This window comes from Streptomyces sp. NPDC091209, from assembly GCF_044757755.1.
GTDB lineage: Bacteria > Actinomycetota > Actinomycetes > Streptomycetales > Streptomycetaceae > Streptomyces.
In genome coordinates, this window is the sequence record NZ_JBIVVR010000004.1 from 263064 (window position 1) to 286902 (window position 23839).

Genomic DNA, 23839 nt, shown 5'->3' on the forward strand with positions numbered 1-23839 from the left:
AAAACCAAGCAACACCACAACCGGAGGGCGCAGCGCATGGAGTTCCGGCAGTCGAGCAAACTCAGCGAGGTCTGTTACGAGATCCGCGGCCCGGTGATCGAGCACGCCGACGCACTGGAGGCGGCGGGCCACAGCGTGCTGCGCCTCAACACCGGCAACCCGGCGCTCTTCGGTTTCGAGGCGCCGGAGGAGATCCTCCAGGACATGATCCGGATGCTGCCCCGGGCGCACGGCTACACCGACTCGCGCGGCATCCTGTCCGCCCGCCGGGCCGTCGCCCAGCGCTACCAGGACCGGGGCCTGGACGTCGGCGTGGACGACGTCTTCCTCGGCAACGGCGTCTCGGAACTGATCTCCATGGCCGTGCAGGCCCTGATCGAGGACGGCGACGAAGTCCTCATCCCCGCCCCGGACTACCCGCTGTGGACGGCCGTCACGACCCTCGCCGGCGGCAAGGCCGTCCACTACCTCTGCGACGAACAGGCCGACTGGTACCCGGACCTGGACGACATGGCGGCGAAGATCACCGACCGGACCCGCGCGGTCGTCATCATCAACCCCAACAACCCGACGGGCGCCGTCTATCCGAAGGAGATCGTCGAGGGCATCCTCGATCTCGCCCGCCGGCACGGCCTGATGGTGTTCGCCGACGAGGTCTACGACCAGATCCTGTACGACGACGCCGTGCACCAGTCGGCCGCCGCCCTCGCGCCCGACCTGGTGGTCCTCACCTTCTGCGGCCTGTCCAAGACGTACCGCGTCGCCGGTTTCCGTTCCGGCTGGCTGGTCGTCACGGGCCCCAAGCAGCACGCGCGCAGCTATCTGGAGGGGCTGACGATGCTGGCCTCCATGCGACTGTGCGCCAACGCCCCCGCGCAGTACGCCATCCAGGCCGCGCTCGGCGGCCGCCAGTCGATCCACGAGCTGACCGCACCCGGCGGCCGGCTCCGCGAGCAGCGCGACCTCGCCTGGGAGAAACTCAACGAGATCCCCGGCGTCTCGTGCGTGAAACCCAAGGGCGCGCTGTACGCGTTCCCGCGCATCGACCCCGCCGTGTATCCGATCCACGACGACGAGAAGTTCGTCCTCGACCTGCTGCTGCGCGAGAAGATCCAGGTCGTGCAGGGCACCGGCTTCAACTGGTCGCGGCCCGACCACTTCCGCATCCTCACCCTCCCGCACGCCGACGTCCTGGACGCGGCGATCAGCCGGATCGGGCGGTTCCTGAGCGGGTACCGGCAGTAGGGGACCGGGCGGAGGGAGTGGCCGGGGTGGGGCCGGTCGGAGGAGCCGGTGCTGCGGCCCGGCCCGGCCGGTGTCACCGTACGAGGGAGAGCGGCTGACGCACGGACGGAAAGGGCGCGGCGATGGGTGACCTGCTCCTGGTACGGCACGGTGAGACCGAATGGTCGATGTCCGGGCGGCACACGGGGTCGACCGATGTCCCGCTGACCGACAACGGCCGTGAGCAGGCGCGGCGGCTCGGTCCGCTGATCGCCCGGCACCACATCGCGGCGACGTTCGTCAGCCCGATGCGCCGGGCGCGGGAGACGGCCGAGCTGGCGGGGGTCGCCGACGCGCGCGTCGACGCCGATCTCCGCGAGTGGGACTACGGCGGGTACGAGGGGATCACGACCGTCGAGATCCACCGGGAGCGGCCCGACTGGTTCCTGTTCACGGACGGCGTCGCGGCCGGGCCGCCGGAGCACCCCGGGGAGAGCCCGGACGAGGTGGGGGCGCGCGCCGAACGAGCCCTGGCCAGGATCGACGCGGCGCTGGCCGAGTCGGAGGGCAGCGTGGTCGTCGTCTCGCACGGCCACTTCCTGCGGGTGCTGACCGCGCGCCGGCTCGGGCTGACCGCCCAGTCCGGCGCCCTCTTCCAGCTCGCCACCGGGACGATGAGCCGGCTGAGCACGGAGCACCGGCGGCATGTGGTGGCCGGCTGGAATGTCAGACCCGACGCGTACTGTTCCCATGGACCGCTCCCCCCGGCGGGAGAGCGGTCGCAGGACCACTGAGCCACGGCCGGGCAGGAGCGTCGTGGCACCACCCGGTGGTGGAGGGAGCGCCGTGACACGACCGCCGACCGCCGCGCAGCGGCGCGTCATCGATGCCGCCGACCCCGTGACCGGGCGGCTGAAGGGCACCGAGGCCCAGCTCACCGCCCTGGTGAAGCGTGGACTCGCGTTCCGCCATCCGCGCCCCCCGCGCGACCACTTCCTGACACCGGCCGGCCATCGGCTGCGCGACGCACCCGGGATACCCGAGACGGCCGAGCCAGCCGGCACCGCCGAGGTGTCCGCGGGGACGGCGTCCGGGGTGTTCGCCGCGCGGATCGGCGGCGAGGAGGGGCCCGAGGCGGGCCCCGCGCGGCTGCGGGAGGTGCACAGCGCCTGGCAGGGGCTCCTGGAGCTGCGCCGGATGACCCGTCCGGACGGCGCCACCGGCCTTCCGTGCGCCTGGGAGCGTACGCATCTGGTGCAGGCCGCCGCGCTCGCGCTGGAGGCGGCGGGGCACCGGCCCGCCGGAACCGAGGGCGGCGGCTACCGGATTCGGGCGACACCGCAGCCGGAGGCCGTCGCCGTGTACGAACCCGACCCGGAGGCGCTGGGCGCCTGCGCGGCCACGCTGGAGAAGGCGGGCTGGCAGGTCGGCGAACACACGGAACCGCGCACGGGTGCCCGGTACGCGCTGGCCTCGCCCCGGCGGACGTGAGGCGCGTGCGGCGAACCGAGGAGAGCCCGGCAGTCGCGGTCCTGCCGCCGTCACGGCCCGGCTGGGCAGGTGCGGTATGGAAGCGGTCCCGGCCTCGGAAACAATCGCAGTGGTGGAACAGTCGCAGTCGTCGAAGCAGTCGCAGAAGGGAAAGTCGTGGCAGAGCCGTTTTCCGTCCCCGTGACCGTTCGCGGATACGAGACCGATGTGCAGGGGCATCTGAACCAGAGCGTGTATCTGCAGTACGCCGAGCACGCCCGCTGGTCCCTGCTGCACGCGGCGGGGATCACCCAGGCGGAGCTGGCGGACCGGCGCGTGGGCCCGGTCGTCCTGGAGACGACCATCCGCTACCGGCGCGAGCTGCTCGCCGGCGACGAGGTCGAGGTGACGTGCGCCTTCATCTGGGGTGAGGGCAAGAGCTTCCGCATGGAGCAGACCATCCGGAAGACGGACGGCACGGTGTCCGCCGAGATCGCGGCGGTCTGCGGACTGATGGACCTCGCGGAACGCCGGCTCCTGCCGGGCCCCCGGGATGTCTTCAAGTCCCTGGCCACCGACCCCGGCCATTTCGAGGACTGACCTCCGCGGGCCGCGCAGCCGGGCGGCCTACGCGTCGACCGACTCCGGCCGGTGTTCGGCGTCGTAGGCCGCGCGGGACTCGGCGATCGTGACGCGGTGCCGCTCGGCCCAGTCGGTCAGGGAGAGCAGCGTCACGTGCAACTCGCGTGCCACCGGGGTGAGTTCGTACTCGACCTTCGGCGGTACCGTCGGATGCACGGTGCGGGTGACGAGGCCGTCGCGCTCCAGATTGCGCAGGGTCAGGGTCAGCATGCGGCGGCTGATCCCCTCGACGCTGCGCTCCAGTTCGGTGAAGCGGATCGGGCCGTGCGCGGCGGCCACGATGATCAGCACGCTCCATTTCCCGGCGACCCTGTCAAGAACCTCGCGGACCGGACACGCCTGCGCGAGGACTGCCTGCGAGGTAACACCGGTGTTCCCCTGGGACATTGGAGTGCCTCCTTACGCCGGTCTCCCATGGTCACTCACGCTGTACCCCGTTACAAGTCGTGCCCCAAGGGAGAACGCCCATGGACCGACGCGGTGCGTATCGACGCGGTCCATGCACAACACGGAGGTCACCGTCATGCCGTCCCGGACCGAACAGCCGAGGCCGTCGACACCACGAACGTACTCCCGGTGGGCCTCCCTCGTCGTCCTGTGCGCGGGCACGCTGATGACGATCCTGGACGGGAACATCGTCACCGTCGCCATGCCCGCCATCCAGAGCGACCTCGGCTTCTCCGCCTCCGGGCTCGCCTGGGTCGTGAACGCCTATCTGATCCCGTTCGGGGGGCTGTTGCTGCTCGTGGGCAGGCTCGGTGATCTGGTGGGCCGCAGGCGGATGTTCACGGGCGGTCTCGCCGTGTTCACCGCCGCGTCCGTGCTGTGCGGGGTCGCCGAGGGGCAGGGCATGCTGGTCGCGGCCCGCGCACTCCAGGGTGTCGGCGGGGCGATGACCTCGGCCGTGGTCCTCGGCATGCTGGTGGCGCTCTTCCCCGAGCCCCGCGAACAGGGCCGCGCCATCGCGGTGTTCAGCGCGGTCGGGGCCGCCGGCGGGGCCCTCGGCACCTTCCTGGGCGGCGCGTTGACGCAGGCACTCGGCTGGCACTGGATCTTCCTCATCAACCTGCCGATCGGCGTACTGGCCTTGGTCGCCGCATTGCGGATCCTCACCCCGGACACGGGGGCCGGCCTCGGCAGCGGCGCCGACTATCCCGGCGCGGCCCTGGTCACCGGCGCCCTGATGCTGACGGTGTACACGATCGTCGGCGCCGGGGAGCGTGGCCTCGGCGGCACCCTCGCCCTCGGCCTGCTCGCGCTCGCCCTCTTCGCCGGATTCACCCTGCGCCAGGCGTGGGCCGCCCGCCCCCTGCTGCGGCTGCGGCTGTTCCGCTCCCGGACCCTGACAAGTGCGAACGGCGTGCAGATCCTCATGATCGCCGGGATGTACGGCTTCCAGTACCTCGGCGCGCTCTACCTCCAACGCGTGCTCGGCTACAGCGAGTTGCTCACCGGCACGGCGTTCCTGCCCGCGCCGATCGCGATCGGCGTGCTGATGCTGAGCCTGTCGGCGCGCACGATCTCCCGCTTCGGCCCGTACCGCGTCCTGCTCGCCGGACTCGCCCTGATCACGGCGGGCCTGGAGCTGCTCGGCCGGGCCCCGGTCGAAGGGTCGTACGTCACCGACGTGCTGCCCCCGCTGCTCCTGCTCGCGGCCGGATTCGCGGCCGCGATGCCCGCGGTGACCGGGCTCGCCATGTCGGGTGCCCGCCCGGAGGACGCCGGACTGGCCTCCGGGCTCTTCAACACCACGCAGGTGGTGGGCGGTTCACTGGGGCTGGCCGTGCTGACCACACTGGCGGCGAGCCGCACGAAGCGGCTGACCGGCGCGGGCGAGCACCTCGTCGCGGCGACGGCGGACGGCTACCGGCTGGCGTTCACGGTCGCCGCGGCCATCGCGGCCACAGCCCTCGTCCTGACCGCCGCCCTGCTGCGCCCCGGCCGAACCGTCTCACCCCCCTCGACCGCCGGGACCCCCTCAACCGCCTCGGCAGCGGAAGCGCCTCCTCACGCACCCTCTTCCGCCGACCCGGCCGTCTCGGGCGCACGGACCGGCACCGGCACCTGGTCGAAGCCGTAGTAGACCGCCGGCAGTCCGTGCGCGGCGCGTCCACACTGGCCTCCGCCCCGATGTGCCGCGCGACCTGTGCGGCGTCCGTGCCGTTCGTACTGTTCGTACCGTTCGCGCGCCTCAGACCGTAGCCCGGCGCGGTTCGTGTTCGGCCCGCGGCCTCAACTCCCCTTCCCCTGACGGGTATACGCCGCCTTCAATCTCTGGTAGGAAACTTTCCTAACAGTACGCGGCAGCACCACTCCCCCATCGGAGGTACCGTGCACACCCCCCACATAGGCACTTCGCGTCGCACCCTGCTCGCCCTGATCGGAGCCTCATTGGTGGCAGGTCCCCTGATCACCGGCCAGACCGCGACGGCCGCCGCGGTCGGCCTGGACGACCCGGCGAAGAAGGAGATCGCCATGAAGCTGGTCTCCAGCGCGGAGAACTCCTCGCTGGACTGGAAGGCGCAGTACAAGTACATCGAGGACATCGGCGACGGGCGCGGCTACACCGCCGGGATCATCGGCTTCTGCTCGGGCACCCACGACATGCTCGACCTGGTCGAGCTGTACACCCAGCGCAAGCCCGGCAACGTCCTGGCGAAGTACCTGCCCGCGCTGCGCCAGGTCGACGGCAGCGACTCCCATGAGGGCCTGGACCCCGGCTTCCCCGCCGCCTGGCGCAAGGCCGCCCAGGACACGGTGTTCCAGCAGGCCCAGAACGACGAGCGCGACCGTGTCTACTTCAACCCCGCCGTACGGCAGGGCAAGGCCGACGGCATCGGCGCCCTCGGTCAGTTCACGTACTACGACGCCATCGTGATGCACGGCGACGGCGGCGACAGCACCAGCTTCAGCAACATCCGGCGGCGCGCGCTGGCGAAGGCCAGGACGCCGGCCCAGGGCGGCGACGAGGTGACGTACCTGAACGCCTTCCTCGACGCCCGGGTGTGGGCCATGAAGCAGGAGGAGGCCCACTCCGACACCACGCGGGTCGACACCGAGCAACGGGTCTTCGTACGCAACCGGAACCTGAACCTGAACACGCCGCTGGACTGGAAGGTCTACGGGGACAGTTACCACATCGGCTGACGCCCGCGGTACGGCGCAGGGCGCGGCACGTCTCTCGTGCCGCGCCCTGCGTGGGCCCGTTCCGGTCCGTCCGCTCAGTGGGCCGGTACCGCCGTGAGGTCCTCCCCCGCCTCCATGGGGTGCGTCACTTCACCCGCGTTCTCGCGTCCCCTGCCGAGGTGGTTGAAGACGAGGTTGAGGACGACGGCCGTGACGCAGCCCGTCGAGATGCCGGAGTCGAGAACGATCCGTACGGTCTGCGGGAACGCGTGGTAGAAGGCCGGCGCGGTGATCGGGATGATGCCGACCGCCAGGGAGACGGCCACGATCAGCACGTTGTTGTCCTTCTCCAGGCCCGCCCTGACCAGCGTCTGGATGCCGCTGGCCGCGACGGAGCCGAAGAGGACGACACCGGCCCCGCCGAGCACCGGGCGCGGTACGACGGCGATCAGTGACGCGGCCATCGGGCACAGCCCCATCAGGACCAGGAAGCCGCCGCCGGTGGCGACGACGTACCGGCTGCGGATCCTCGTCATCGCGACGAGGCCGATGTTCTGGGCGAAGGCGCTGCACATGAAGCCGTTGAAGAGCGGGCTCAGCGCCGAGCCGAGGGTGTCGGCGCGCAGCCCGGCCGCGATGGTCCGCTCGTCGGCGGGGCGCTCCACGATCTCGCCCAACGCCAGCATGTCCGCGGTCGATTCGGTCATCGAGACGACCATCACCACGCAGAGCGAGAGGATCGCGGCGAGGTGGAACTGCGGGGCGCCGAAGTGGAACGGCGTCGGGAAGCCGACCACGTCCGCGTCGGCCACCGGCCCGAAGTCCGTGACGCCGAAGGGGATCGCCACGAGCGTGCCGATGACGAGCCCGAGCAGGACCGCGATCTGCTTGACGAAGCCGCGCGTGAAGCGGCGCAGCAGCAGGACGATGACGAGGGTCGCCGCCGCGAGCCCCAGGGAGGTCCGTGAACCGTAGTCGTCCGCCGCGGGGTTCGGGCCCTGCGCCCAGCCGAAGGCGACCGGCAGCAGCGAGATGCCGATGAGCGTGATCACGCTGCCGGTGACGACGGGCGGGAAGAACCGGACGGCCCTGCTGAAGTAGGGGGCGGCGATGAATCCGAGTACCCCGGCGACGACGACCGCGCCGAAGATGACCGGCAGGGCGTCGTGTTTGTCCTTGGCGGAGGCGACCACGGCCGTCATGGGGGCGACCCCGGCGAAGGTGACGCCGTTGACGAAGGGCAGCCGGGCCCCGATCTTCCAGAATCCGAGGGTCTGCAGGAAGGTGGCGAGACCCGCGGTGAACAGGCAGGCGCCGGTGAGGAAGGTGAGTTCGCCGGCGGGAAGACCGACCGCGGCGCCGACGATCAGGGGCGGGGCGACGACTCCCGCGTACATGGCGGCCACGTGCTGCAGGCCGCTGGCCGCCATCTTCAGGGCGGGCAGTCTCTCGTCGACCGGGTGTACGGACGTGCCGGTTGGTGCAGTTGTTCCCGTCGCTCTCGTTGATCCCGTCGCTCTCGTTGATCCGGTTGGTCGGGCATCGGTGCTGGGCTCGGGCTGGGCGGCCACGGCGGCTCCTCCGGTCGGGTACACGTCGCCGTCGACGTGGGTGTCAGGGAGGTGATGCGCGGTCGTGCGGGACCGGGACGATGGCCGTCGCGGGACACGGGGTCCGCGCGGCGGAGACCGTTCCGGGGCGCGCACGTCCATGCACGCCCCGGCTGCGGCCGCCGTGGACCCCGCTCGGGTCCACGGCTACCGGCCGAGGGCCGTCCCCCTCGGCCGGAGTTCTGTGGTGGTCAGGCCTGCGCGGTGATCCGCGCGAGGCGCTGTGCCTCGTCCCGCGTGGAGCGGGCGATGGCGTCCTCGTCGACGTTGAGGAGCCGGCTGTCCTCGACGACCGGCTTTCCGTCGACGAGCGAGAGGGTGACCGGGGCGGCGGCGCCGAAGACGAGCGCCGTCACCGGGTCGGCGATCGAGGCGTGCGCCAGCGTGTCCAGCTTCCACAGCACGAGGTCGGCGAGCTTGCCCGCCTCCAGGGAGCCGATCTGGCTTGCGCGGCCCAGGACTTGGGCCCCTCCGTAGGTGCCGAGGCGCAACGCCTGACGGGCGTTCAGGGCGGCCTCGCGGTGGGCGCCGAGCCGGTTGACGAGCAGGGCGTTGCGCAGCTCGGTGTGGAGTTCGCCCGACTCGTTGGACGCGGTGCCGTCGACGCCGAGGCCGACCGGGACACCTGCGGCCAGCATGTCGGGGACCCTGGCGATCCCCGCGGCCAGCCGGGCGTTGGAGGAGGGACAGTGCGCGACACCGGTCCTCGTACGGGCGAAGGCGGCGATGTCGGAGTCGTTCATGTGGACGCAGTGCGCCATCCACACGTCCTCGCCGAGCCATCCGGTCGACTCGAAGTAGTCGGTGGGGCCCATGCCGAACAGTTCCTTGCAGAACTGCTCCTCCTCCACGGTCTCCGAACCGTGCGTGTGTAGCCGTACCCCCTTGCGGCGGGCCAACTCGGCGCCCTGCTTCATGAGTTCGGTGGAGACGGAGAAGGGCGAGCAGGGTGCGACGGCGACCTGGACCATGCTGTCGAAGGAGGCGTCGTGGTGCTCGTCGACGGTCGCCTCGGTGGCGGCCAGTGCCCCTTCGAGGGTCTCGACGGCGAAGTCCGGCGGCAGTCCGCCGTCCTTCTCGCTGCGGTCCATGGAGCCGCGGGCGAGCGTGAAGCGGACACCCGTCTCACGGGCGGCCCGGATGATGGCGCCGGACAGGTCTCCGGAGCCCTTGGGGAAGACGTAGTGGTGGTCCATGGCGGTGGTGACGCCGCCGCGGGCCATCATGGCGAGGGAGCCCTGTGCGGCCGCGTAGGCCATCGGCTCGTCGATACGCGCCCAGGTCGGGTACAGCGCGACGAGCCAGTCGAAGAGGTTGTGGTCCGTGGCGAGGCCGCGGGTGATCCACTGGTAGAAGTGGTGGTGGGTGTTCACCAGGCCGGGCGTGGCCAGATGGCCGGTGCCGTCGACGCGGCGGACCACGTTCTCCAGGTTCTCGGGGGCCTTGCCGGCGCCCACCGACTCGATCCTGTTGTCGGCGACGACGAGGTGGCCCGAGGCGTACTCGGTGTCGCCCGCGTCCACGGTCGCGATGGCGCAGTTCTCGATGACGATGCGCTGGACTGCCACTGCGGTTCCTCGTTCTTCCCATTGGCGGACGGACCCGGGGGCCGAGCGGGGTGACGAACGGGTCCGTTGTGCTGTGGTTGCGCAGATGCCCCCGCTCTCCCCTGGGACGTGACGCCGGCGCCCGCGTCGGGGGTACAGCGGCAGTACCGCGGGGGCGGTCCGGGCGGACCGCCGGGCGCGGTGCTACAGGTTGGTGAGGTCCACCGGGATGCGGGGCTCGCATCCGTCCCGCAGGACGGTGCCCTCGATGAGTCCGTACGGGCGGTCGGCCGCGAAGTAGACCTCGTTGTCGTTCTCCAGGCCGAACGGCTTCAGGTCCACCAGGAAGTGGTGCTTGTTCGGGAGCGAGAAGCGGACCTCGTCGATCTCGCCGCGGTGGTCGATGATCCGCGCGCCCATTTGGTAGAGGGTCTGCTGGAGCGAGAGGGAGTAGGTCTCCGCGAAGGCCTGCAGCATGTGCTTCTTGACCTGGTCGTAGGACTTGTCCCAGTCGGGCATCTTCTGCTCGTCGCCAGTCCAGTTGAAGCGCCAGCGGCTGGAGACCTGGGTGGCCAGGATGCGGTCGTACGCCTCCTGGAGGGTCGTGTACTTGTCCTTGACGTAGCCCCAGAACTCGGAGTTCGTCGAGTTCATCACGACCAGGTCCTTCAGGCCGGAGACGACCTCCCAGGTCTCACCGTCGTAGGTGATCTGGGTGACGCGCGTCTCCTGGCCCTTGCGTACGAAGGAGTGCTTGACCTCGTCGGCGCCGATGGAGCGGGAGTTGGCGTCCGAGGCCTCGATGCGCTCCCAGGCGTACTCCTCGATGCGGATGCGCGCCCGCTTGATGGGCTCCTGGCCGGTCACGAAGTGCCGGGCCAGGTGGATGCCGAACCGCTCGGCGGACTCGATGCCGTGCTCCTTGGCGAAGGCGTACACCGTGTTCTTGGTGGTGTCCGTCGGCAGGACGTTCGCGTTGGAGCCCGAGAGGTGGACCTCCCGCATGTCGCCGCTCAGCGCGACGGACACGTTCAGGTCCTTGATGTGGTGGGTGTCGCCGTCGCGGGTGATCTTGACGACGCGGTTCTCGGCCTTGCCGTACTGGTTCTGGCCCAGGAGCACGGGGCGCCCGCGGTGGGATGGGTCGGTGCCGCGGGGGGAAGGGTCGGTCATGTCTGCTAGCTCCCTCGGTAAACGGAGTAGCCGAACGGGTTGAGCAGCAGCGGTACGTGGTAGTGCTCGCCCGGCCTGACGGCGAAGGTGATCGTCACCTCGGGGAAGAACGTCTCGCTGTCCCGATTCGCGGGGGCGTCCTGCTGCGCATCGGCTCGCTGTGTCGCTGAATCCGACTCGAAGTACTCCTCGACCGCGAAGTCGAGCCGTACATGGGTCGTGCCCTCCGGCAGGGCCGGAAGGTCCTTGCACCGGCCGTCCGCGTCGGTCGCGGAACCGCCGAGCGCCCGCCAGTCGCCCTCGCGCCCGGCGCGGGCGGCGAGTTGGACGGCGACGCCCTCGGCGGGGCGGCCCACGCTGGTGTCCAGGATGTGGGTGGACACGGAGGCCGTGGTGTCGGTGCTCATGCCTCTTCTTCCTGTACGGGACTGCCGGGTTCTTCTTGTACGGGACCGCCCGGCTCTTCCTCCGCGAGATCTACGAGACGGCCGAGACGGATGCGGTTGATCTTCCCCAGTTCGACGCGGACGATCTCGCGCTCCCGCCCGGCGGAGTTCCCGATGCGCTCCTTGACCGCGTCGCGCATCTGCTCGCCGGTCCGGCCGGTGGCGCAGATGAGGAACACATGGCCGAACTTCCCCTGGTAGGCCAGGTTCAGTTCGAGCATCTCCTCCTTGAGCTCCGCGGAGGCGCCTGCCATGCCGCGCTGCTCGCGGGAGGAGGTCGGGTCGCCGGGTCTCGGCCGCCCGATGGGCGGGTGCCCGGCCATCGCCTCCGCCAGGTCCGTGGCGGTCAGCTCGGCCGTGGCGGCGTCGCTCGCGGCGTACAGGTCGTCCGCGGTCGCGTAGGGCCGGGCGGCGAGCAGCCGCTCGGCCCATGCGCGGGAGGCGCACGCCTCGTGGAGGACGGCGAAGGCCGCGCGCTCCTGAAGGGTGTTGAAGCGGGCGAGGCCGCCAGATGTCGTACTCGACGTCATGGGAAGCCTCCGTGGCCTTGTGCTGGACGGGCTGCGGATAGCTAACGCCCTCGGAAACACCACGTCAACACTTTGTTGAAAACTTCGGGTTACGAAAACCGCCGCCCGGTCGTTCCGGACGGCGGCGGGGTGACGGCGGGCGGACCCCTGCCGTTCTGAGGCGCGTTTTCGCCGGTCAGGCGTCCTTTTCGCGATTCAGGTAGTTGTAGACGGTGAACCGGCTCACGCCGAGCGCGCTCGCCACGGTCTCCACACCGTGCCGCACGGAGAAGGCTCCGCGCGCTTCCAGTATGCGCACGATCTCCTGCTTGGCCTTGCGGTCGAGCTCCGCGAGCGGCTTGCCGCGCTTGCGCTCCAGGGCGGCGAGGATGTGGTCCAGCGAGTCGGCGAGCTGCGGCAGACGTACGGCGACGACGTCCGCGCCCTCCCAGGACAGCACGACGTCATCGACGCCGGCCAGCTCGGGCGGCAGCATCTCGCCCCCCATGGCGTCGACCAGCGGCTTGACCGCCGTGACGAAGGGGTCGTCCCCGATTCCGGTCACTTATCGCCCTCCCCGGCCGCGCCCACGACGTTCACCTGGAGCGAGACCCGGGTGGCGCCCGCCTCAAGGACCTTGCGCAGCAGCGCGTCGACCGCGGTGAGCACGGTGTCCGCGCCGCCTTCCGCCGTGTTGCCGAACGGGCCGACGTCCACGGCGTCCAGCTCGGCCGCCTCGATCACCTCACGGGCGACCAGGGCGTGCCGGGGGGCCTCGTCGAGATCGAAGGGCTCGGTCGTGAACTCCACTCTCAATCGCACTGCGCCCCCAAGGCATCGCTCTGACCTGCGTGTTCCCTCAGCCCTCCGATTGAGAGGGCACATCGGGGGCACATTCTGCCGCCACCGCACGGAGCACCTGGTCCAGTGCCCCAGCCGCTCCGGTACGACCTTAACGGACTCGCCCGCAGCGATCGGCGGAGATGCGCAGGAGTGCCGCGGAGCGTGCGGTCGAAGCCCCGACACCCCAGCTCAGGCCGCCCTTGCCACGTCCATGGTCATGCGGGCCACGTGGAGCGCCAGGTAGGAGACCTCGTCCTCGCTCAGACGCCGCCCCAGACGCAGTTCGACGATCGTCGCCAGCTGCTGCGCGGTGCGGGTCGCCTCCGGGTAGTGCTCGCGGATGCCCTTGCCGATCGTGGACTCCTGACCCGTCAGCTGCTGACGCTGCTGGATCCGTACGAAGAGGTAGCGGACATGGGTGATGAACCGCGCCACGTTCATGGACTGGTGGGAGACGTCCAGCCCGTATCGCTCCCGTACGACGGCGAGCATCTGCTGGATGACCCCGGTCATCGTGTACGTGAACGACAGGTCGCCCGAGACGAAGCCCGCGTTGACCAGGTGCAACGCGAGCGCGGTCGCCTCGGAGGGCTCCAGTTCCGGGTCCACGTGCTGGTTGATGGCCTGCAGCAGGAGCTGCGCCTGGGCGTACTCCGTGGCGTAGAGGGTCTGCACTTCGGCTCGCAACGGGTACTCGATGACGATGCCTTGCGCGGCCCGGTCCAGCGCGCCGGCGACATGGTCGGCGATGGCGATGGCGAGGGTGGGGCGAGTGGACTCGCGCCCTTCGATGCCCACGTCGCCGAGGGCGGTCACGACGGCCTGCAGGACCTTCTCGCTGATGAGGGCGAGGGCCTCGGCGAGATGGTCCGCGTCGGGTGCGGGGTCGCGGTCGTCGGCCGGGACGAAGACGCGCTCGATCAGCGCGGGGTCGACGGGCTTGCCCTGGTGGGAGCTGAAGCCGATGCCCCGCCCGGTGAGGATGACAGGTCGGCCCTTCTCGTCGCTCGCGAGGACCACGTTGTTGTTGAGGACACGCAGAGCCTTCACCGCCGGCCCTCCTTTCCGTCCGTGCCCCAATCCTCTCCCGAACCGACGCGGGGCGCGCACGCCCCTTGCGGGGGGCGGGCGCGCCCCGATCGACGGCGGGCCATCAGCGCCGGACGGTCACCACCCGAGCACCGGCAGCGACGTCCTGCCCGGTGTACGGCTCGACCGAGGCCATGTCCGCGGTGTTGAGGACGGTCATGAGGGTGATGGTCGGGTGCCCCGCGGCGCGCACGGCGTCGAGATCGACCTCGGCGAGGAGGTCACCGGCAGAGATCTTCTGGCCGGACTCGACGCGCACGTCGAACCCCTCCCCCTTCATCTGCACCGTGTCGATGCCGATGTGGATGAGCACCTCGATGCCGTCCGCGGTTCGGATGCCGAAGGCGTGGCCTGTATCGGCGACGGTGATCAGCTCGCCGTCCACCGGGGAGACGACGCGGCCGTCGGCCGGCTCGATGCCCACGCCCTCGCCGAGCGCGCGGGAGGCGAAGACCGGGTCCTCGACCTCGCCGAGGCCGACCACATGACCCGCGACCGGCGCCGCCAGCTCGATGCCCTCGCCGGCAGCGGCGGAGACATCGGCCGGGCCGGCGGACACCGCGGCGGAGCCGGCGGAGGCGGCGGAGGCGGCGGAGGCGGCGGAGGCACCGGTGACAGTGGCAGCGGCGCCGACGGCGACGAGCTCGCGGTCATCGGCCGGTGCGGCGGGGGCGGGAATCCCACCGCGAGTGGTGGCCTCGGCCGCGTCACGCTCGGCGTTGGCCTCGGCGCGCTCCTCCTTGGTCCGGTAGTCGGAGAAGTACACGAGCGCCATCGAGGTGAAGAAGGCCGCCGAGATCGCGATGATGTACTTGATCATCGGGTTGAAGACCGGGATGGTCAGCAGGGAGGTGAAGGCGAAGGCCTTGGTGTTCACGCCGCCCAGGAGACCGATGATCACACCGCCCACGAGGCACCCGACGAGCATGCGCGGGTAGATCCTCTTGAAGCGCAGGTGGATGCCGTACAGCGACGGCTCGGAGATACCGCCGAGCAGACCCGCGGCCAGGGCGCCGGTGGCGGTCTGGCGCATGTCCTTCTCACGGTGCCGGATCGACAGCGCCAGGACACCGGCGGTCGCGCCGAAGCAGGCGAAGTTCCACGTGCCCATGGGGCCCTGGATGAAGTCGTACCCGAGGGTGTTGATGTTCACGAGCATGAGCGCGTTCAGCGGCCAGTGCAGACCCAGCGGCACCAGGAACGGGTACAGCATCGGGATGACGATCGCGAAGACGAGCGGGGCGTGGCCGTTCAGCCAGGACAGACCCGTGCCGAGGCCGTTGCCGGCCCAGACTCCCATGGGGCCGATGAGGAAGGCGGTCATCGGGATCATGATCAGCATGCTGAAGAACGGCACGAAGACCATCTGCACGTTCTCGGGGAAGATCCGCTTCAGGCCCTTGTAGACCAGGGCGAGCAGCGCGACCATCAGCAGCGGCACGAACACCTGGCCGCCGTAGTCGTTGAGCTGCATCGGCAGCCCGAAGACGTGCGCCACGGACTCCGAGGTGCCCAGTGTCGCGTTGGTGTGGGTGACGACGCCGGGGGTCTTGGAACCGATCATGCCGGTGAAGTTCGGGGTCATCACCGCGGCCATCACCGCGGCGCCGACCCATGGGTCGATCTTCAGCTTCTTGGCCGCGTTGTAGGCGACCATGATCGGCAGGAAGTACAGCACCGAGCGCCACATCGAGTCGACGAAGACCCAGGTGGCGGACTTGTCCGCGGACCGGAAGTCGACCACGCCGAAGGCGTCGAGCATGGAGGCGATCGCGATGATCAGCGAGGCGCCGAGCAGTACGCCCAGGAGCGGGCGGAACGAGTCCGAGAGGTACTCGAAGAAGTTGTCGAGCCAGGCGAAGCGGCCGCGGCCCTTGGCGCGGATCTCGGCCTTGACCTCGGCGTCGGACTGCGGGCGGGGTGTGCCGGCGCCGCTCATCGACGGCAGGTTCATGACGTCGGAGTAGACGCCCGCCACTGCTCCGCCGATCACGATCTGGAAGCGGTCGCCGGACTGGGGCACGGTGCCCATGACGCCGTCGAGGGCGTCGAGCGCGGCCTGGTCGACCTTCTCGCCGTCATGGAGCTGGAAACGCAGCCGCGTCGCGCAGTGCGTGAGGCTCTCGATGTTCTCGGGTCCGCCGACGCCGCGGAGGATCTTCTCCGCCAGCGACTCGGTCGTTGGTGTGTTCATGCTGCGTCCCTGCATCCCTGGTCTCTTGCGGTCCTGCCTCGGCCCGCGATCTCTCACGTCCGGACCGAGGCAACAAAAAAGGCCCGGGTCGCGCACGTGGCGCCACCCAGGCCTTGCCTCCCGTCGAGCGGAACGCCGCCGTGGCATCGCGAGTGGCGACGACGATGGCATCCATAGGGAGTAACAATCCTGCGATCGATATCGATCGGAAATGACTATAGCACCGCGCGGAGCGAGGGCGAACCCCTGCGGGCTCCGGCCTGCGGTCAACCTCCAGGCGGATCAGAGCACCCTCGACGACTCCGAGCGGCCGTGAGCACGCCGTACCGCGCGGTGCACGGCCGCGGCTTTCCGCCGACACCCCTTGACAAGCCCCGACACACGGCGGCAATCTTCCATTAAGCAGAAACGAACTTCCGCAATGCGGAATTCGATACGGAATAACCCTGAATCGCCGGCCCGGCCGACAGCACGGCCGCCAGTACGGAAGGGAGCGCCGACCCCCATGGGATTCGCGGACCAGCGCTTCAACGTCAACCTGTCGATCCTCTTCACGGAACTCCCGCTCCTGGAGCGCCCCGCGGCAGCCGCCGCGGCGGGCTTCACCGCGGTCGAGCTGTGGTGGCCCTGGGTCGACTCCCCCACCCCCGAGCAGTCCGAGCTCGACGCCCTGAGGCAGGCGATCGAGGACGCGGGCGTCCGGCTGACGGGGCTGAACTTCTACGCCGGGCAGTTGCCCGGTCCCGACCGGGGCGCCCTGTCGATCCCCGGGGAGGAGTCGGCGAGATTCCGCGCCAACATCGACGTGGCCGCCGATTTCGCCGGGTCACTGGGCTGCACGGCGCTCAACGCCCTGTACGGCAACCGCGTCGAGGGCGTCGACCCGAGCGAGCAGGACGCGCTCGCGCTGGAGAACCTGGCTCTCGCGGCGCGGGCCGCCGACTGGATCGGCGCGATCCTCCTCGTAGAGACCCTCAACGAGCTGGAGTCGCCGCACTACCCGCTGGTGACCGCACCGGCCGGGGTCGCCGTCGTCGACAAGGTCAACGCTGCCACCGGCCTCGGCAACGCCAGGTTCCTCATGGACCTCTACCACCTCTCCATGAACGGCGAGGACCTGCCCCGGGTGATCGCCGAGTACGCCGACCGGACCGGCCATGTGCAGATCGCCGACAACCCCGGCCGCGGCGCACCGGGCACCGGCACCCTCCCGCTGGAGGAACTCCTCGGCCAACTGGCCGAGGCCGGTTACGAGGGCTGGGTCGGCCTGGAGTACAAGCCGGGCGACCGGCCGAGCGCCGAGTCCTTCGACTGGCTGCCCGCCGCAGCCCGAGCCGCCCGCTGAGCGGCACCCCGATGACGTAAGAGACATTCCAGAGAGGCACTCATGAGCGACAACCTCCCCAAGGTGGCATGGATCGGCCTGGGCATCATGGGTTCACCCATGGCGGAGAACCTGATCAAGGCCGGGTACGACGTCACCGGTTACACGCTGGAGCCGGACAAGCTGGAGCGCCTGACCGCCGCCGGTGGCACCGCCGCCGCCTCGATCGGCGACGCCGTGCGGGAGGCCGACGTGGTGATCACGATGGTGCCCGCCTCCCCGCAGGTCGAGGCCATCGCGTACGGCCCCGACGGCATCCTGGAGAACGTGCGGTCCGGCGCGTTGCTGGTCGACATGTCCTCCATCACCCCGCAGACCTCGGTGGACCTCGCGAAGGCCGGCGCCGAGAAGGGCGTTCGCGTCCTGGACGCCCCGGTGTCCGGCGGCGAGGCCGGCGCGATCGAGGCCGTGCTGTCGATCATGGTCGGCGGCGAGCAGGACGACTTCGACGAGGCGGAGCCCCTGTTCGAGGCGCTCGGCCGGACCATCGTGCTGTGCGGTCCGCATGGCTCGGGCCAGACCGTGAAAGCGGCCAACCAGCTCATCGTCGCCGTGAACATCCAGGCGTGCGCCGAGGCCGTGGTCTTCCTGGAGCGATCCGGCGTGGACCTCAAGGCCGCGCTCGACGTCCTCGGCGGCGGTCTCGCGGGCTCCACCGTGCTGGCCCGCAAGAAGGACAACTTCCTGAACCGCGACTTCAAGCCGGGCTTCCGCGTCGACCTGCACCACAAGGACATGGGCATCGTCACGGACGCCGCCCGCAACGTGGGCGCCGCGCTGCCCGTCGGCGCCGTGGTCGCCCAGCTCGTCGCCAGTCTGCGCGCGCAGGGCGACGGCGGCCTGGACCACTCCGCGCTGCTGCGCGCGGTCGAGCGCCTCTCCGGCGCACAGATCTGAACCACGGCCGGGAGCCGGGCAACGGCCAGGTCCTGAACACCACGCCTGGAGCCGGACCATGGCCGGGTACGCCGGCTCGGCCGAGGGGCTGAACACCTCCGAGTACCCGCCGGGCCCTGCCCGGACATCTCGAACTTCCGGGCCGCGGTGGCGCTGACACCTGTCCTGTCGCGCCCAGGCGCCGCCGCGGCCCGGATCCGCCTCACCGAACCGCCTTGAGCCGACCGCCCGACCAAGCCACTTCAACAAACTGTTGACGTCAGCTTCGCACCGAACCTAGGCTCCAGCAAGCGGTTGATGTCCACATGACGGAAGAAGATTTCCGCCCGATCCGTCGACCTCTCGTACGACCCGGAGTACGGCAGGCGCGTGGAAGTGGCGTCCGCGCTCTGCACGAAGACTGAACCCCCGTCTCGCGTACCGCCCCTGACGGAATGTCAGGGCGATGCGCGTAGCCCGCGGTGGATCGAGCGGCCCCGATGAGGGGTGGCCGCACGACGGGACCGCGGGCAGGGCGAGGACCGCGGCGGCATGCGAGCCAGTGCGGTGGTGAAGGTCCCAGGACCCGCTTCTCGACCTGAGGGAAGCGTCGTCACGGTTCCGTCGCATCCGCCGCGGTCCCAGCCTCACCGGCCCACGGGACCCCCACCGGCCCTGAGGGCCACGGACTCCGTCCGGCGGCGCGAATGTACTGTCGCGCCCAGCCTCGCGCCGTCGGACGGCCACAACCCCGCAGCGCGGCGCGCCGGGCTCCGGGTAGCGGATTCCGGCCGCACGCAGCAGCCTGGGACCATGGAGGCTGACGGCGTGGTTCTTCCCAGGATCGTGGTGCACACACCGGCGCTGGACGGGTCGCGGCGGGTCACCGAGGGCGACCGGGTGCTCGGCATCGCGTACCACCTCGACGACGTGGTCGAGATCCTGCGTCAGGCGGACGTCGACCTCGACGCGATCGAGGTCGAGGAGAGCGACATCATCGAGTGGCAGGGCGGCGGCCCCGACGACTGGCCGGGCCTCTCCGAGCACACGGGACACTCGGATCACTCGGACGGATGAGGGCCGCCGGCACGGGCCGGCCCCGGACACCGGGAACCCGGAAACGGGCGGCAAACGGACCCCCGTCCGTACACAAGCGGGCGTAGAACGCCTACGGAACCCTCAAATCAACCTCTGAACAGTGCCCCAGGGGCTTCACCTCCCGCCGGATGAGGCACATTCTCGGCACACGGGGCCCGCCGGCACGGGGGCGGCGGGTCCCGAACGGGGGTACGGGGGAAGCACCATGAGCGGGAGCGCGGCGGTCGGGCCTGGGCCTTTGACCGTCGCGCTGCTGCGTGGCGGGCCCCGCGCGGCCGTGAAGGTCGCCGTGGTCGCCCTGCATCTGAGGGGCGCGGTGGTCCCGGGCCCGCCGGTCACGATACGGACCTCGACCCCGCCCCCGGGGACGCCCTTCGTGTCAGGGCTCCCCCTGGAGAGGGCCGTGCGCGGCTCGCTCTATCTCCCCTCGGGAATGCGGGAGTTGATGGACCGGCCGCGCGTGCGACGGGCGCTGGCGGAGCTGCGCGGCGAGGCCGCAGCGGCCGGACTGCTGCGCCGCCTGCCCCCGCGCCGGACGCGCGCCGCCCGGCGTGTCCTCCGGGAGCTGCGTGCCGCGGTCCCGCCTCCCACCGGACCGGAGGGCCTGTCCGCGGCCGATGTCCTGCTCGCGGTCGCCCTCTACGGCGACGCCGCCCTGACCGTGCTGGTGCCGCGCTTCACCGAGGCCGCCGGACTGAAGGGGCGCGGCGGCCGGGAGGAGCGGGGGCTGTCCCGGAGCGGCGACGTGGGGGGCGATGCTTTCACCGGCTGCGCGGGCGGCTGGGGGGCTTGACACTCCGTGCGGTGACCGCCCGCGGGTTCTCCAGGAACGGCAGGATGTGCCGCAGGAAGAGACCCGGGCTTTCGTTGTACGGCTCGTGGGCGGTGGGCAGCAGAACGCTCAACGTCCGGGCGGGAAGCATGCGTTGGGCGCGGCGGCCGTCGAGGAGGGCGGGGACGACCGGGTCACGGCTCCCCCACAGGAGCAGGATCGGCAGATCCAGGGCGGCCGGATCCGCGAGGCCGAAGTCCGGTTCTGCGAGACCGCGCCAGACGGCACAGTGCACCGCCAGTCTCCGCTCGTCGTGGGGCAGTTGGCGGACGCGGGCGTACGTCTCCCGCGCGCTCGGCGTACCCAGCCGGCCCAGATAGGCGCGAGCCAGCGGGACGACCAGCCGACGGGCACGGGCGGGCCGGCCCATCACCTCGCGGCAGAACCAGCGGGTGAACGCGGTGTGCCGGGTGAAGCCCGCCGGGTCGACCAGGACGAGCGCGGTGACCGACGCGGCGCGGGGGCCCTCGGCGAGACGGCAGGCGACATAGCCGCCGACGCTGTTGCCGAGCACGGCGATCTCCCGCACGCCCTGTTCCTCGGCGAGCGTGTCGATCACCCGCTCCGCGACCTCGACCAGCCCTTCGGGAGTGACCCGCCCGGGTTCCGGGGCGGTGGAGTCGCCGTATCCGGGCCAGTCCACGACGAAGGTGCGGTACCGGTCGGCGAGGGCGGGCAGCACGGCGTCGAAGTCACGGCCGTCCCCGGGGTTGGCGTGCAGAAGCAGCAGCGCGGGGGCGTCCGGCGGGACGGGGGCACCCTCCGGCCGGGCGCCGGGAAACGGGGGAGGGCAGCGTACGGCGATGTCGCCGAGGGGGGTGGGGACGGTCATCCGCATGGGGCGAGCATGCCGGACCCGCCCGCCCCTGGGAACAACGCGCAAGAGCGGCCCGCAGCTTGGAGCGGGCCGCCCCTGGGCGGGCGGACGAACGACCGCGTCAGACCTTCAGTGTCCGGATCGCGGTGGGCGCGTGGCCCGGTTCGGTGGCGATCTCCTCGAACTCCACCACGTTTCCGATGTCGTTCGTCCTGCTCATGGCAATGTTGGTGACGCGCTCCAGGATCGCCTCGACGACGACCGGGACCCGGTACTCGGCGGCGAGCTTCTTGGCCCGCTCGAAGGCGGCGCCGAGTTCGCCCGGGTCGGTGACGCGGATCGCCTTGCAGCCGAGGCCCTCGACGACCTTGACGTGATCGACTCCGTAGACGCCGAGTTCCGGGGAGTTGATGTTCTCGAACTCCAGGTTGACCTGGAAGTCGATGTCCAGACCGAGCTGCGCCTGCCGGATCAGGCCCAAGTAGGCGTTGTTCACCAGGACATGGACGTACGGGATCCGGTGCTGGGCGCCGACGGCCAGCTCCTCGATCATGAACTGGAAGTCGTAGTCCCCGGAGAGGGCGACGACCTGCGCGTCGGGGTCGGCCTTGGCGACACCGAGCGCGGCCGGGATGGTCCAGCCGAGCGGGCCCGCCTGGCCGCAGTTGATCCAGTGGCGCGGCCGGTAGACGTGCAGCATCTGGGCGCCGGCGATCTGCGACAGGCCGATGGTGGTGACGTACCGGGTCTCCGGACCGAAGGCCTTGTTCATCTCCTCGTACACCCGCTGCGGCTTGATCGGGATGTCGTCGAAGTGCGTCCGGCGCTGGAGCGTGGCCCGCTTCTCCTGCGCCGAGGCGGCCCACGCGGAGCGGTCGGGCAGCCTGCCCGCCTCCTTCAACTCCCTTGCCACCTCGACGAAGAGCTCCAGGGCGGCCTTCGCGTCGGAGGCGATACCGAAGTCCGGGGCGAAGATCCTGCCGAGCTGGGTGGGTTCGATGTCGACGTGCACGAACGTCCGTCCGGCCGTGTAGACATCCAGGTTGCCGGTGTGACGGTTGGCCCAGCGGTTGCCGATGCCGAGGACGAAGTCGGACTCCAGGAAGGTCGCGTTGCCGTAGCGGTGCGAGGTCTGCAGGCCCACCATGCCGGCGTTGAGCTCGTGGTCGTCGGGCAGCACACCCCAGCCCATGAGCGTCGGGACGACCGGGGTTCCCGTCAACTCGGCGAACTCGACGAGAAGTTCGGCAGCGTCGGCGTTGATGACCCCGCCGCCGGCCACGATGAGCGGGCGCTCGGACGCGTTCAGCAGCCCGATCGCCTTCTCGATCTGGGCGCGGGTCGCGGCGGGCTTGTACGCCTGGAGCGGCTCGTACGTGTCGGGGTCGAACTCGATCTCGGTGAGCTGGACGTCGATGGGCAGGTCGATGAGGACCGGCCCGGGGCGCCCGGAGCGCATGAGGTGGAAGGCCTGCTGGAAGACACCGGGAACCTGCGCGGCCTCCAGGACGGTGACGGCCATCTTGGTCACGGGCCGCGCGATCGAGGCGATGTCGACGGCCTGGAAGTCCTCCTTGTGGATCACCGCGGTCGGCGCCTGGCCGGTGACGCACAGGATCGGGATCGAGTCGCCGGTCGCGGAGTAGAGGCCGGTGATCATGTCGGTGCCGGCGGGGCCCGATGTGCCGATGCAGACACCGATGTTGCCCGGGTGCGTGCGGGTGTAGCCCTCCGCCATGTGCGAGGCGCCCTCGACATGCCGGGCGAGGGTGTGGCTGATCCCGCCGGACGCCTTGAGCGCCGCGTAGAAGGGGTTGATCGCCGCGCCGGGGACGCCGAACGCGTCGGTCACGCCCTCGCGCTTGAGGATCTCGACTGCCGCGCGGGCAGCGGTCATACGAGCCATGGAGTACTCCTGCTTCGGCTGTCGGATTCGCTGCTCCCGTCGCGCCCCGCGGAGAGTCGCTATTCCGTATTGCGGAAACTAACTTCTGCTATCTGGAAGCAATGTAGGCGCCGGGGCAAAGAGCGTCAAGGGCGGGCGACGCTGTGGACCGGGCCGGGGCTCGTCGCGGCGTTTCGCTGCCGGACGCCGTCCGGCAGGAGGACGATGGACGCGCTGACCCGACGTGAGTTTCTGGAGCGGTCCATGGCCGACAGCGTGCCGGTGCGGTGCCCGGCCTGCCGCCGCGAGCACCTGTACGCGGCCCCGTCCTATCCGTGTGTGTGCGGAGCACCCGTGACGGCCCCTCTCGACCGGCTCGCGGAGCCGATCCCCGTCACCCATCGCGCGTGGGACGACGACTGGGTCCCGGTCCGCTGCGAGGCCTGCGGCCGCGAGAGCGAGTGGCCGCACCCGGAGCTGGGCTGCCCCTGCGGAACGACGCTGCGGATTCCGCTCCGCGGGGTGCGAGCCGCCCAACCGCCGCTCCCTACCGAGGCCGCGCACGACACGAACGACACCGCGCAGCACGACACCGCGCCGCGTGACGGCACGCGCCTCGACGGCACGGGCGCACCGGTGGCGGGCGCCGGAGGGGTCAGCCCTCCCGACGGCGGCGAGGCCGGCCGTCAGACCGGTTCCCCCCACGGAGCCGGATCCGGTCGTCAGACCCCCGGCCAGAGCACGGTCCCGGACAACGACAGGACCGAAATACAGAACCAGAACGGCCCCGGCGACATCGACACCCCCCAGGACACAGCCGGAACCCGGACCCGGGACCAGGACACCAAATCCGGCGCGCCCGGGGACACCGGCCACGGCGAGGACCGGAACCAGGACACCGAACCCGACCAGCCCCCGAACACCGGCCGAACCCAGACCCCCGACCACAACACCGAACCCAGCCCACCCCGGGACAGCAGCCACGGCGAGGACCGGAACCAGGACACCGAACCCGACCAGCCCCCGAACACCGGCCGAACCCAGACCCCCGACCACAACACCGAACCCAGCCCA

The 23839-nt window shown here is 70.7% G+C and carries 22 protein-coding genes and 1 pseudogene; 11 read left to right on the plus strand and 12 right to left on the minus strand.

Annotated features, from left to right (window positions below; translation table 11 throughout):
• Nucleotides 1–36: 36 nt before the first annotated feature.
• The 4 genes from ACIQRL_RS14055 to ACIQRL_RS14070 all read left to right on the plus strand — a co-directional run bounded on the left by ACIQRL_RS14055 (nt 37) and on the right by ACIQRL_RS14070 (nt 3294).
• Complete coding sequence (locus tag ACIQRL_RS14055) at nt 37–1245, plus strand: pyridoxal phosphate-dependent aminotransferase (RefSeq protein WP_401331241.1); 1209 nt, start codon at nt 37–39, stop codon at nt 1243–1245.
• A 122-nt stretch (nt 1246–1367) separates the two neighbouring features.
• Entirely contained in the window at nt 1368–2018 is a 651-nt protein-coding gene (locus ACIQRL_RS14060; protein WP_401331243.1) for a histidine phosphatase family protein, read from the plus strand.
• Nucleotides 2019–2070: 52 nt separating this feature from the next.
• A complete protein-coding gene (locus ACIQRL_RS14065; RefSeq protein ID WP_401331245.1) occupies nt 2071–2715 on the plus strand; it encodes a hypothetical protein in 645 nt (214 codons plus the stop codon).
• Nucleotides 2716–2871: 156 nt separating this feature from the next.
• Nucleotides 2872–3294, plus strand: a complete 423-nt coding sequence (locus ACIQRL_RS14070; RefSeq protein WP_401331247.1) for an acyl-CoA thioesterase — start codon at nt 2872–2874, stop codon at nt 3292–3294.
• A gap of 27 nt (nt 3295–3321) precedes the next feature.
• Here ACIQRL_RS14070 and ACIQRL_RS14075 read toward each other — a convergent pair whose 3' ends face one another.
• Nucleotides 3322–3723, minus strand: a complete 402-nt coding sequence (locus ACIQRL_RS14075; RefSeq protein ID WP_401331249.1) for a winged helix-turn-helix transcriptional regulator — start codon at nt 3721–3723, stop codon at nt 3322–3324.
• A gap of 136 nt (nt 3724–3859) precedes the next feature.
• Here ACIQRL_RS14075 and ACIQRL_RS14080 point away from each other — a divergent pair, with 136 nt between their 5' ends.
• Together ACIQRL_RS14080 and ACIQRL_RS14085 are read left to right on the plus strand one after the other, a co-directional pair.
• Nucleotides 3860–5416 carry an MFS transporter gene (locus ACIQRL_RS14080; RefSeq protein WP_401331743.1) on the plus strand — a complete coding sequence of 519 codons (1557 nt, stop codon included), beginning with the start codon at nt 3860–3862 and terminating at the stop codon, nt 5414–5416.
• Between the two features lie 251 nt (nt 5417–5667).
• Nucleotides 5668–6483: a chitosanase gene (locus ACIQRL_RS14085; protein ID WP_401331251.1), complete on the plus strand. Its 816-nt coding sequence runs from the start codon at nt 5668–5670 to the stop codon at nt 6481–6483.
• 74 nt (nt 6484–6557) lie between these two features.
• Here ACIQRL_RS14085 and ACIQRL_RS14090 read toward each other — a convergent pair whose 3' ends face one another.
• From ACIQRL_RS14090 to ACIQRL_RS14130, 9 genes are all read right to left on the minus strand, one after another.
• Nucleotides 6558–7892: a nucleobase:cation symporter-2 family protein gene (locus ACIQRL_RS14090; RefSeq protein WP_401331253.1), complete on the minus strand. Its 1335-nt coding sequence runs from the start codon at nt 7890–7892 to the stop codon at nt 6558–6560.
• 371 nt (nt 7893–8263) lie between these two features.
• Nucleotides 8264–9640 carry an 8-oxoguanine deaminase gene (locus tag ACIQRL_RS14095; protein ID WP_401331255.1) on the minus strand — a complete coding sequence of 459 codons (1377 nt, stop codon included), beginning with the start codon at nt 9638–9640 and terminating at the stop codon, nt 8264–8266.
• Nucleotides 9641–9823: 183 nt separating this feature from the next.
• Nucleotides 9824–10792, minus strand: a complete 969-nt coding sequence (pucL, locus tag ACIQRL_RS14100) for a factor-independent urate hydroxylase (RefSeq protein ID WP_401331257.1) — start codon at nt 10790–10792, stop codon at nt 9824–9826.
• A gap of 5 nt (nt 10793–10797) precedes the next feature.
• Nucleotides 10798–11199, minus strand: coding sequence for a hydroxyisourate hydrolase (uraH, locus tag ACIQRL_RS14105; protein ID WP_401331259.1), 402 nt, complete (start codon nt 11197–11199; stop codon nt 10798–10800).
• Nucleotides 11196–11768: a 2-oxo-4-hydroxy-4-carboxy-5-ureidoimidazoline decarboxylase gene (gene uraD / locus ACIQRL_RS14110; RefSeq protein ID WP_401331261.1), complete on the minus strand. Its 573-nt coding sequence runs from the start codon at nt 11766–11768 to the stop codon at nt 11196–11198. Before uraD ends, uraH begins: the two co-directional genes overlap by 4 nt.
• Nucleotides 11769–11943: 175 nt before the next feature.
• Nucleotides 11944–12312, minus strand: coding sequence for a helix-turn-helix domain-containing protein (locus tag ACIQRL_RS14115; RefSeq protein ID WP_261704543.1), 369 nt, complete (start codon nt 12310–12312; stop codon nt 11944–11946).
• Nucleotides 12309–12569, minus strand: coding sequence for a thiamine-binding protein (locus ACIQRL_RS14120; RefSeq protein WP_401331263.1), 261 nt, complete (start codon nt 12567–12569; stop codon nt 12309–12311). The genes ACIQRL_RS14115 and ACIQRL_RS14120 overlap by 4 nt, the downstream gene beginning before the upstream one ends.
• A 210-nt stretch (nt 12570–12779) precedes the next feature.
• A complete protein-coding gene (locus tag ACIQRL_RS14125) occupies nt 12780–13640 on the minus strand; it encodes a PRD domain-containing protein (RefSeq protein WP_401331265.1) in 861 nt (286 codons plus the stop codon).
• 103 nt (nt 13641–13743) lie between these two features.
• Nucleotides 13744–15873 (minus strand): glucose PTS transporter subunit IIA, encoded by a 2130-nt coding sequence (locus tag ACIQRL_RS14130; RefSeq protein ID WP_401331267.1) that lies wholly within the window; start codon nt 15871–15873, stop codon nt 13744–13746.
• 505 nt (nt 15874–16378) lie between these two features.
• Here ACIQRL_RS14130 and ACIQRL_RS14135 point away from each other — a divergent pair.
• From ACIQRL_RS14135 to ACIQRL_RS14150, 4 genes are all read left to right on the plus strand, one after another.
• The gene (locus ACIQRL_RS14135) at nt 16379–17218 is read left to right on the plus strand and encodes a TIM barrel protein (protein ID WP_401331269.1); all 840 of its coding nucleotides are present in this window, start codon (nt 16379–16381) and stop codon (nt 17216–17218) included.
• A 42-nt stretch (nt 17219–17260) separates the two neighbouring features.
• On the plus strand, nt 17261–18154 hold the full coding sequence (locus tag ACIQRL_RS14140) for a 2-hydroxy-3-oxopropionate reductase (RefSeq protein WP_401331271.1): 894 nt from the start codon (nt 17261–17263) through the stop codon (nt 18152–18154).
• 807 nt (nt 18155–18961) lie between these two features.
• Nucleotides 18962–19210, plus strand: a complete 249-nt coding sequence (locus tag ACIQRL_RS14145; protein ID WP_401331273.1) for a hypothetical protein — start codon at nt 18962–18964, stop codon at nt 19208–19210.
• A 226-nt stretch (nt 19211–19436) separates the two neighbouring features.
• Nucleotides 19437–20024, plus strand: a complete 588-nt coding sequence (locus ACIQRL_RS14150) for a TIGR04222 domain-containing membrane protein (protein ID WP_401331275.1) — start codon at nt 19437–19439, stop codon at nt 20022–20024.
• On the opposite strand, the gene ACIQRL_RS14155 is transcribed toward ACIQRL_RS14150, so the two are convergent.
• Together ACIQRL_RS14155 and gcl are read right to left on the minus strand one after the other, a co-directional pair.
• The gene (locus ACIQRL_RS14155; protein WP_401331277.1) at nt 19993–20901 is read right to left on the minus strand and encodes an alpha/beta fold hydrolase; all 909 of its coding nucleotides are present in this window, start codon (nt 20899–20901) and stop codon (nt 19993–19995) included. The genes ACIQRL_RS14150 and ACIQRL_RS14155 overlap by 32 nt on opposite strands.
• 100 nt (nt 20902–21001) lie before the next feature.
• Nucleotides 21002–22786, minus strand: a complete 1785-nt coding sequence (gcl, locus tag ACIQRL_RS14160; protein ID WP_401331279.1) for a glyoxylate carboligase — start codon at nt 22784–22786, stop codon at nt 21002–21004.
• Between the two features lie 204 nt (nt 22787–22990).
• On the opposite strand from gcl, the pseudogene ACIQRL_RS14165 reads away from it, so the two are divergent.
• Nucleotides 22991–23839, plus strand: a pseudogene (locus ACIQRL_RS14165) (hypothetical protein); the annotation flags it as partial.

Bases quoted from the DNA above. Each gene is read 5' to 3' on its own strand.
- ACIQRL_RS14055 (WP_401331241.1), top strand. From the start codon at position 37: ATGGAGTTCCGGCAGTCGAGCAAACTCAGCGAGGTCTGTTACGAGATC.
- ACIQRL_RS14060 (WP_401331243.1), top strand. From the start codon at position 1,368: ATGGGTGACCTGCTCCTGGTACGGCACGGTGAGACCGAATGGTCGATG.
- ACIQRL_RS14075 (WP_401331249.1), bottom strand. From the start codon at position 3,723: ATGTCCCAGGGGAACACCGGTGTTACCTCGCAGGCAGTCCTCGCGCAG.
- ACIQRL_RS14080 (WP_401331743.1), top strand. From the start codon at position 3,860: ATGCCGTCCCGGACCGAACAGCCGAGGCCGTCGACACCACGAACGTAC.
- ACIQRL_RS14090 (WP_401331253.1), bottom strand. From the start codon at position 7,892: ATGGCGGCCAGCGGCCTGCAGCACGTGGCCGCCATGTACGCGGGAGTC.
- pucL (WP_401331257.1), bottom strand. From the start codon at position 10,792: ATGACCGACCCTTCCCCCCGCGGCACCGACCCATCCCACCGCGGGCGC.
- uraH (WP_401331259.1), bottom strand. From the start codon at position 11,199: ATGAGCACCGACACCACGGCCTCCGTGTCCACCCACATCCTGGACACC.
- uraD (WP_401331261.1), bottom strand. From the start codon at position 11,768: ATGACGTCGAGTACGACATCTGGCGGCCTCGCCCGCTTCAACACCCTT.
- ACIQRL_RS14130 (WP_401331267.1), bottom strand. From the start codon at position 15,873: ATGAACACACCAACGACCGAGTCGCTGGCGGAGAAGATCCTCCGCGGC.
- ACIQRL_RS14135 (WP_401331269.1), top strand. From the start codon at position 16,379: ATGGGATTCGCGGACCAGCGCTTCAACGTCAACCTGTCGATCCTCTTC.
- ACIQRL_RS14140 (WP_401331271.1), top strand. From the start codon at position 17,261: ATGAGCGACAACCTCCCCAAGGTGGCATGGATCGGCCTGGGCATCATG.
- ACIQRL_RS14150 (WP_401331275.1), top strand. From the start codon at position 19,437: ATGAGCGGGAGCGCGGCGGTCGGGCCTGGGCCTTTGACCGTCGCGCTG.
- ACIQRL_RS14155 (WP_401331277.1), bottom strand. From the start codon at position 20,901: ATGCGGATGACCGTCCCCACCCCCCTCGGCGACATCGCCGTACGCTGC.
- gcl (WP_401331279.1), bottom strand. From the start codon at position 22,786: ATGGCTCGTATGACCGCTGCCCGCGCGGCAGTCGAGATCCTCAAGCGC.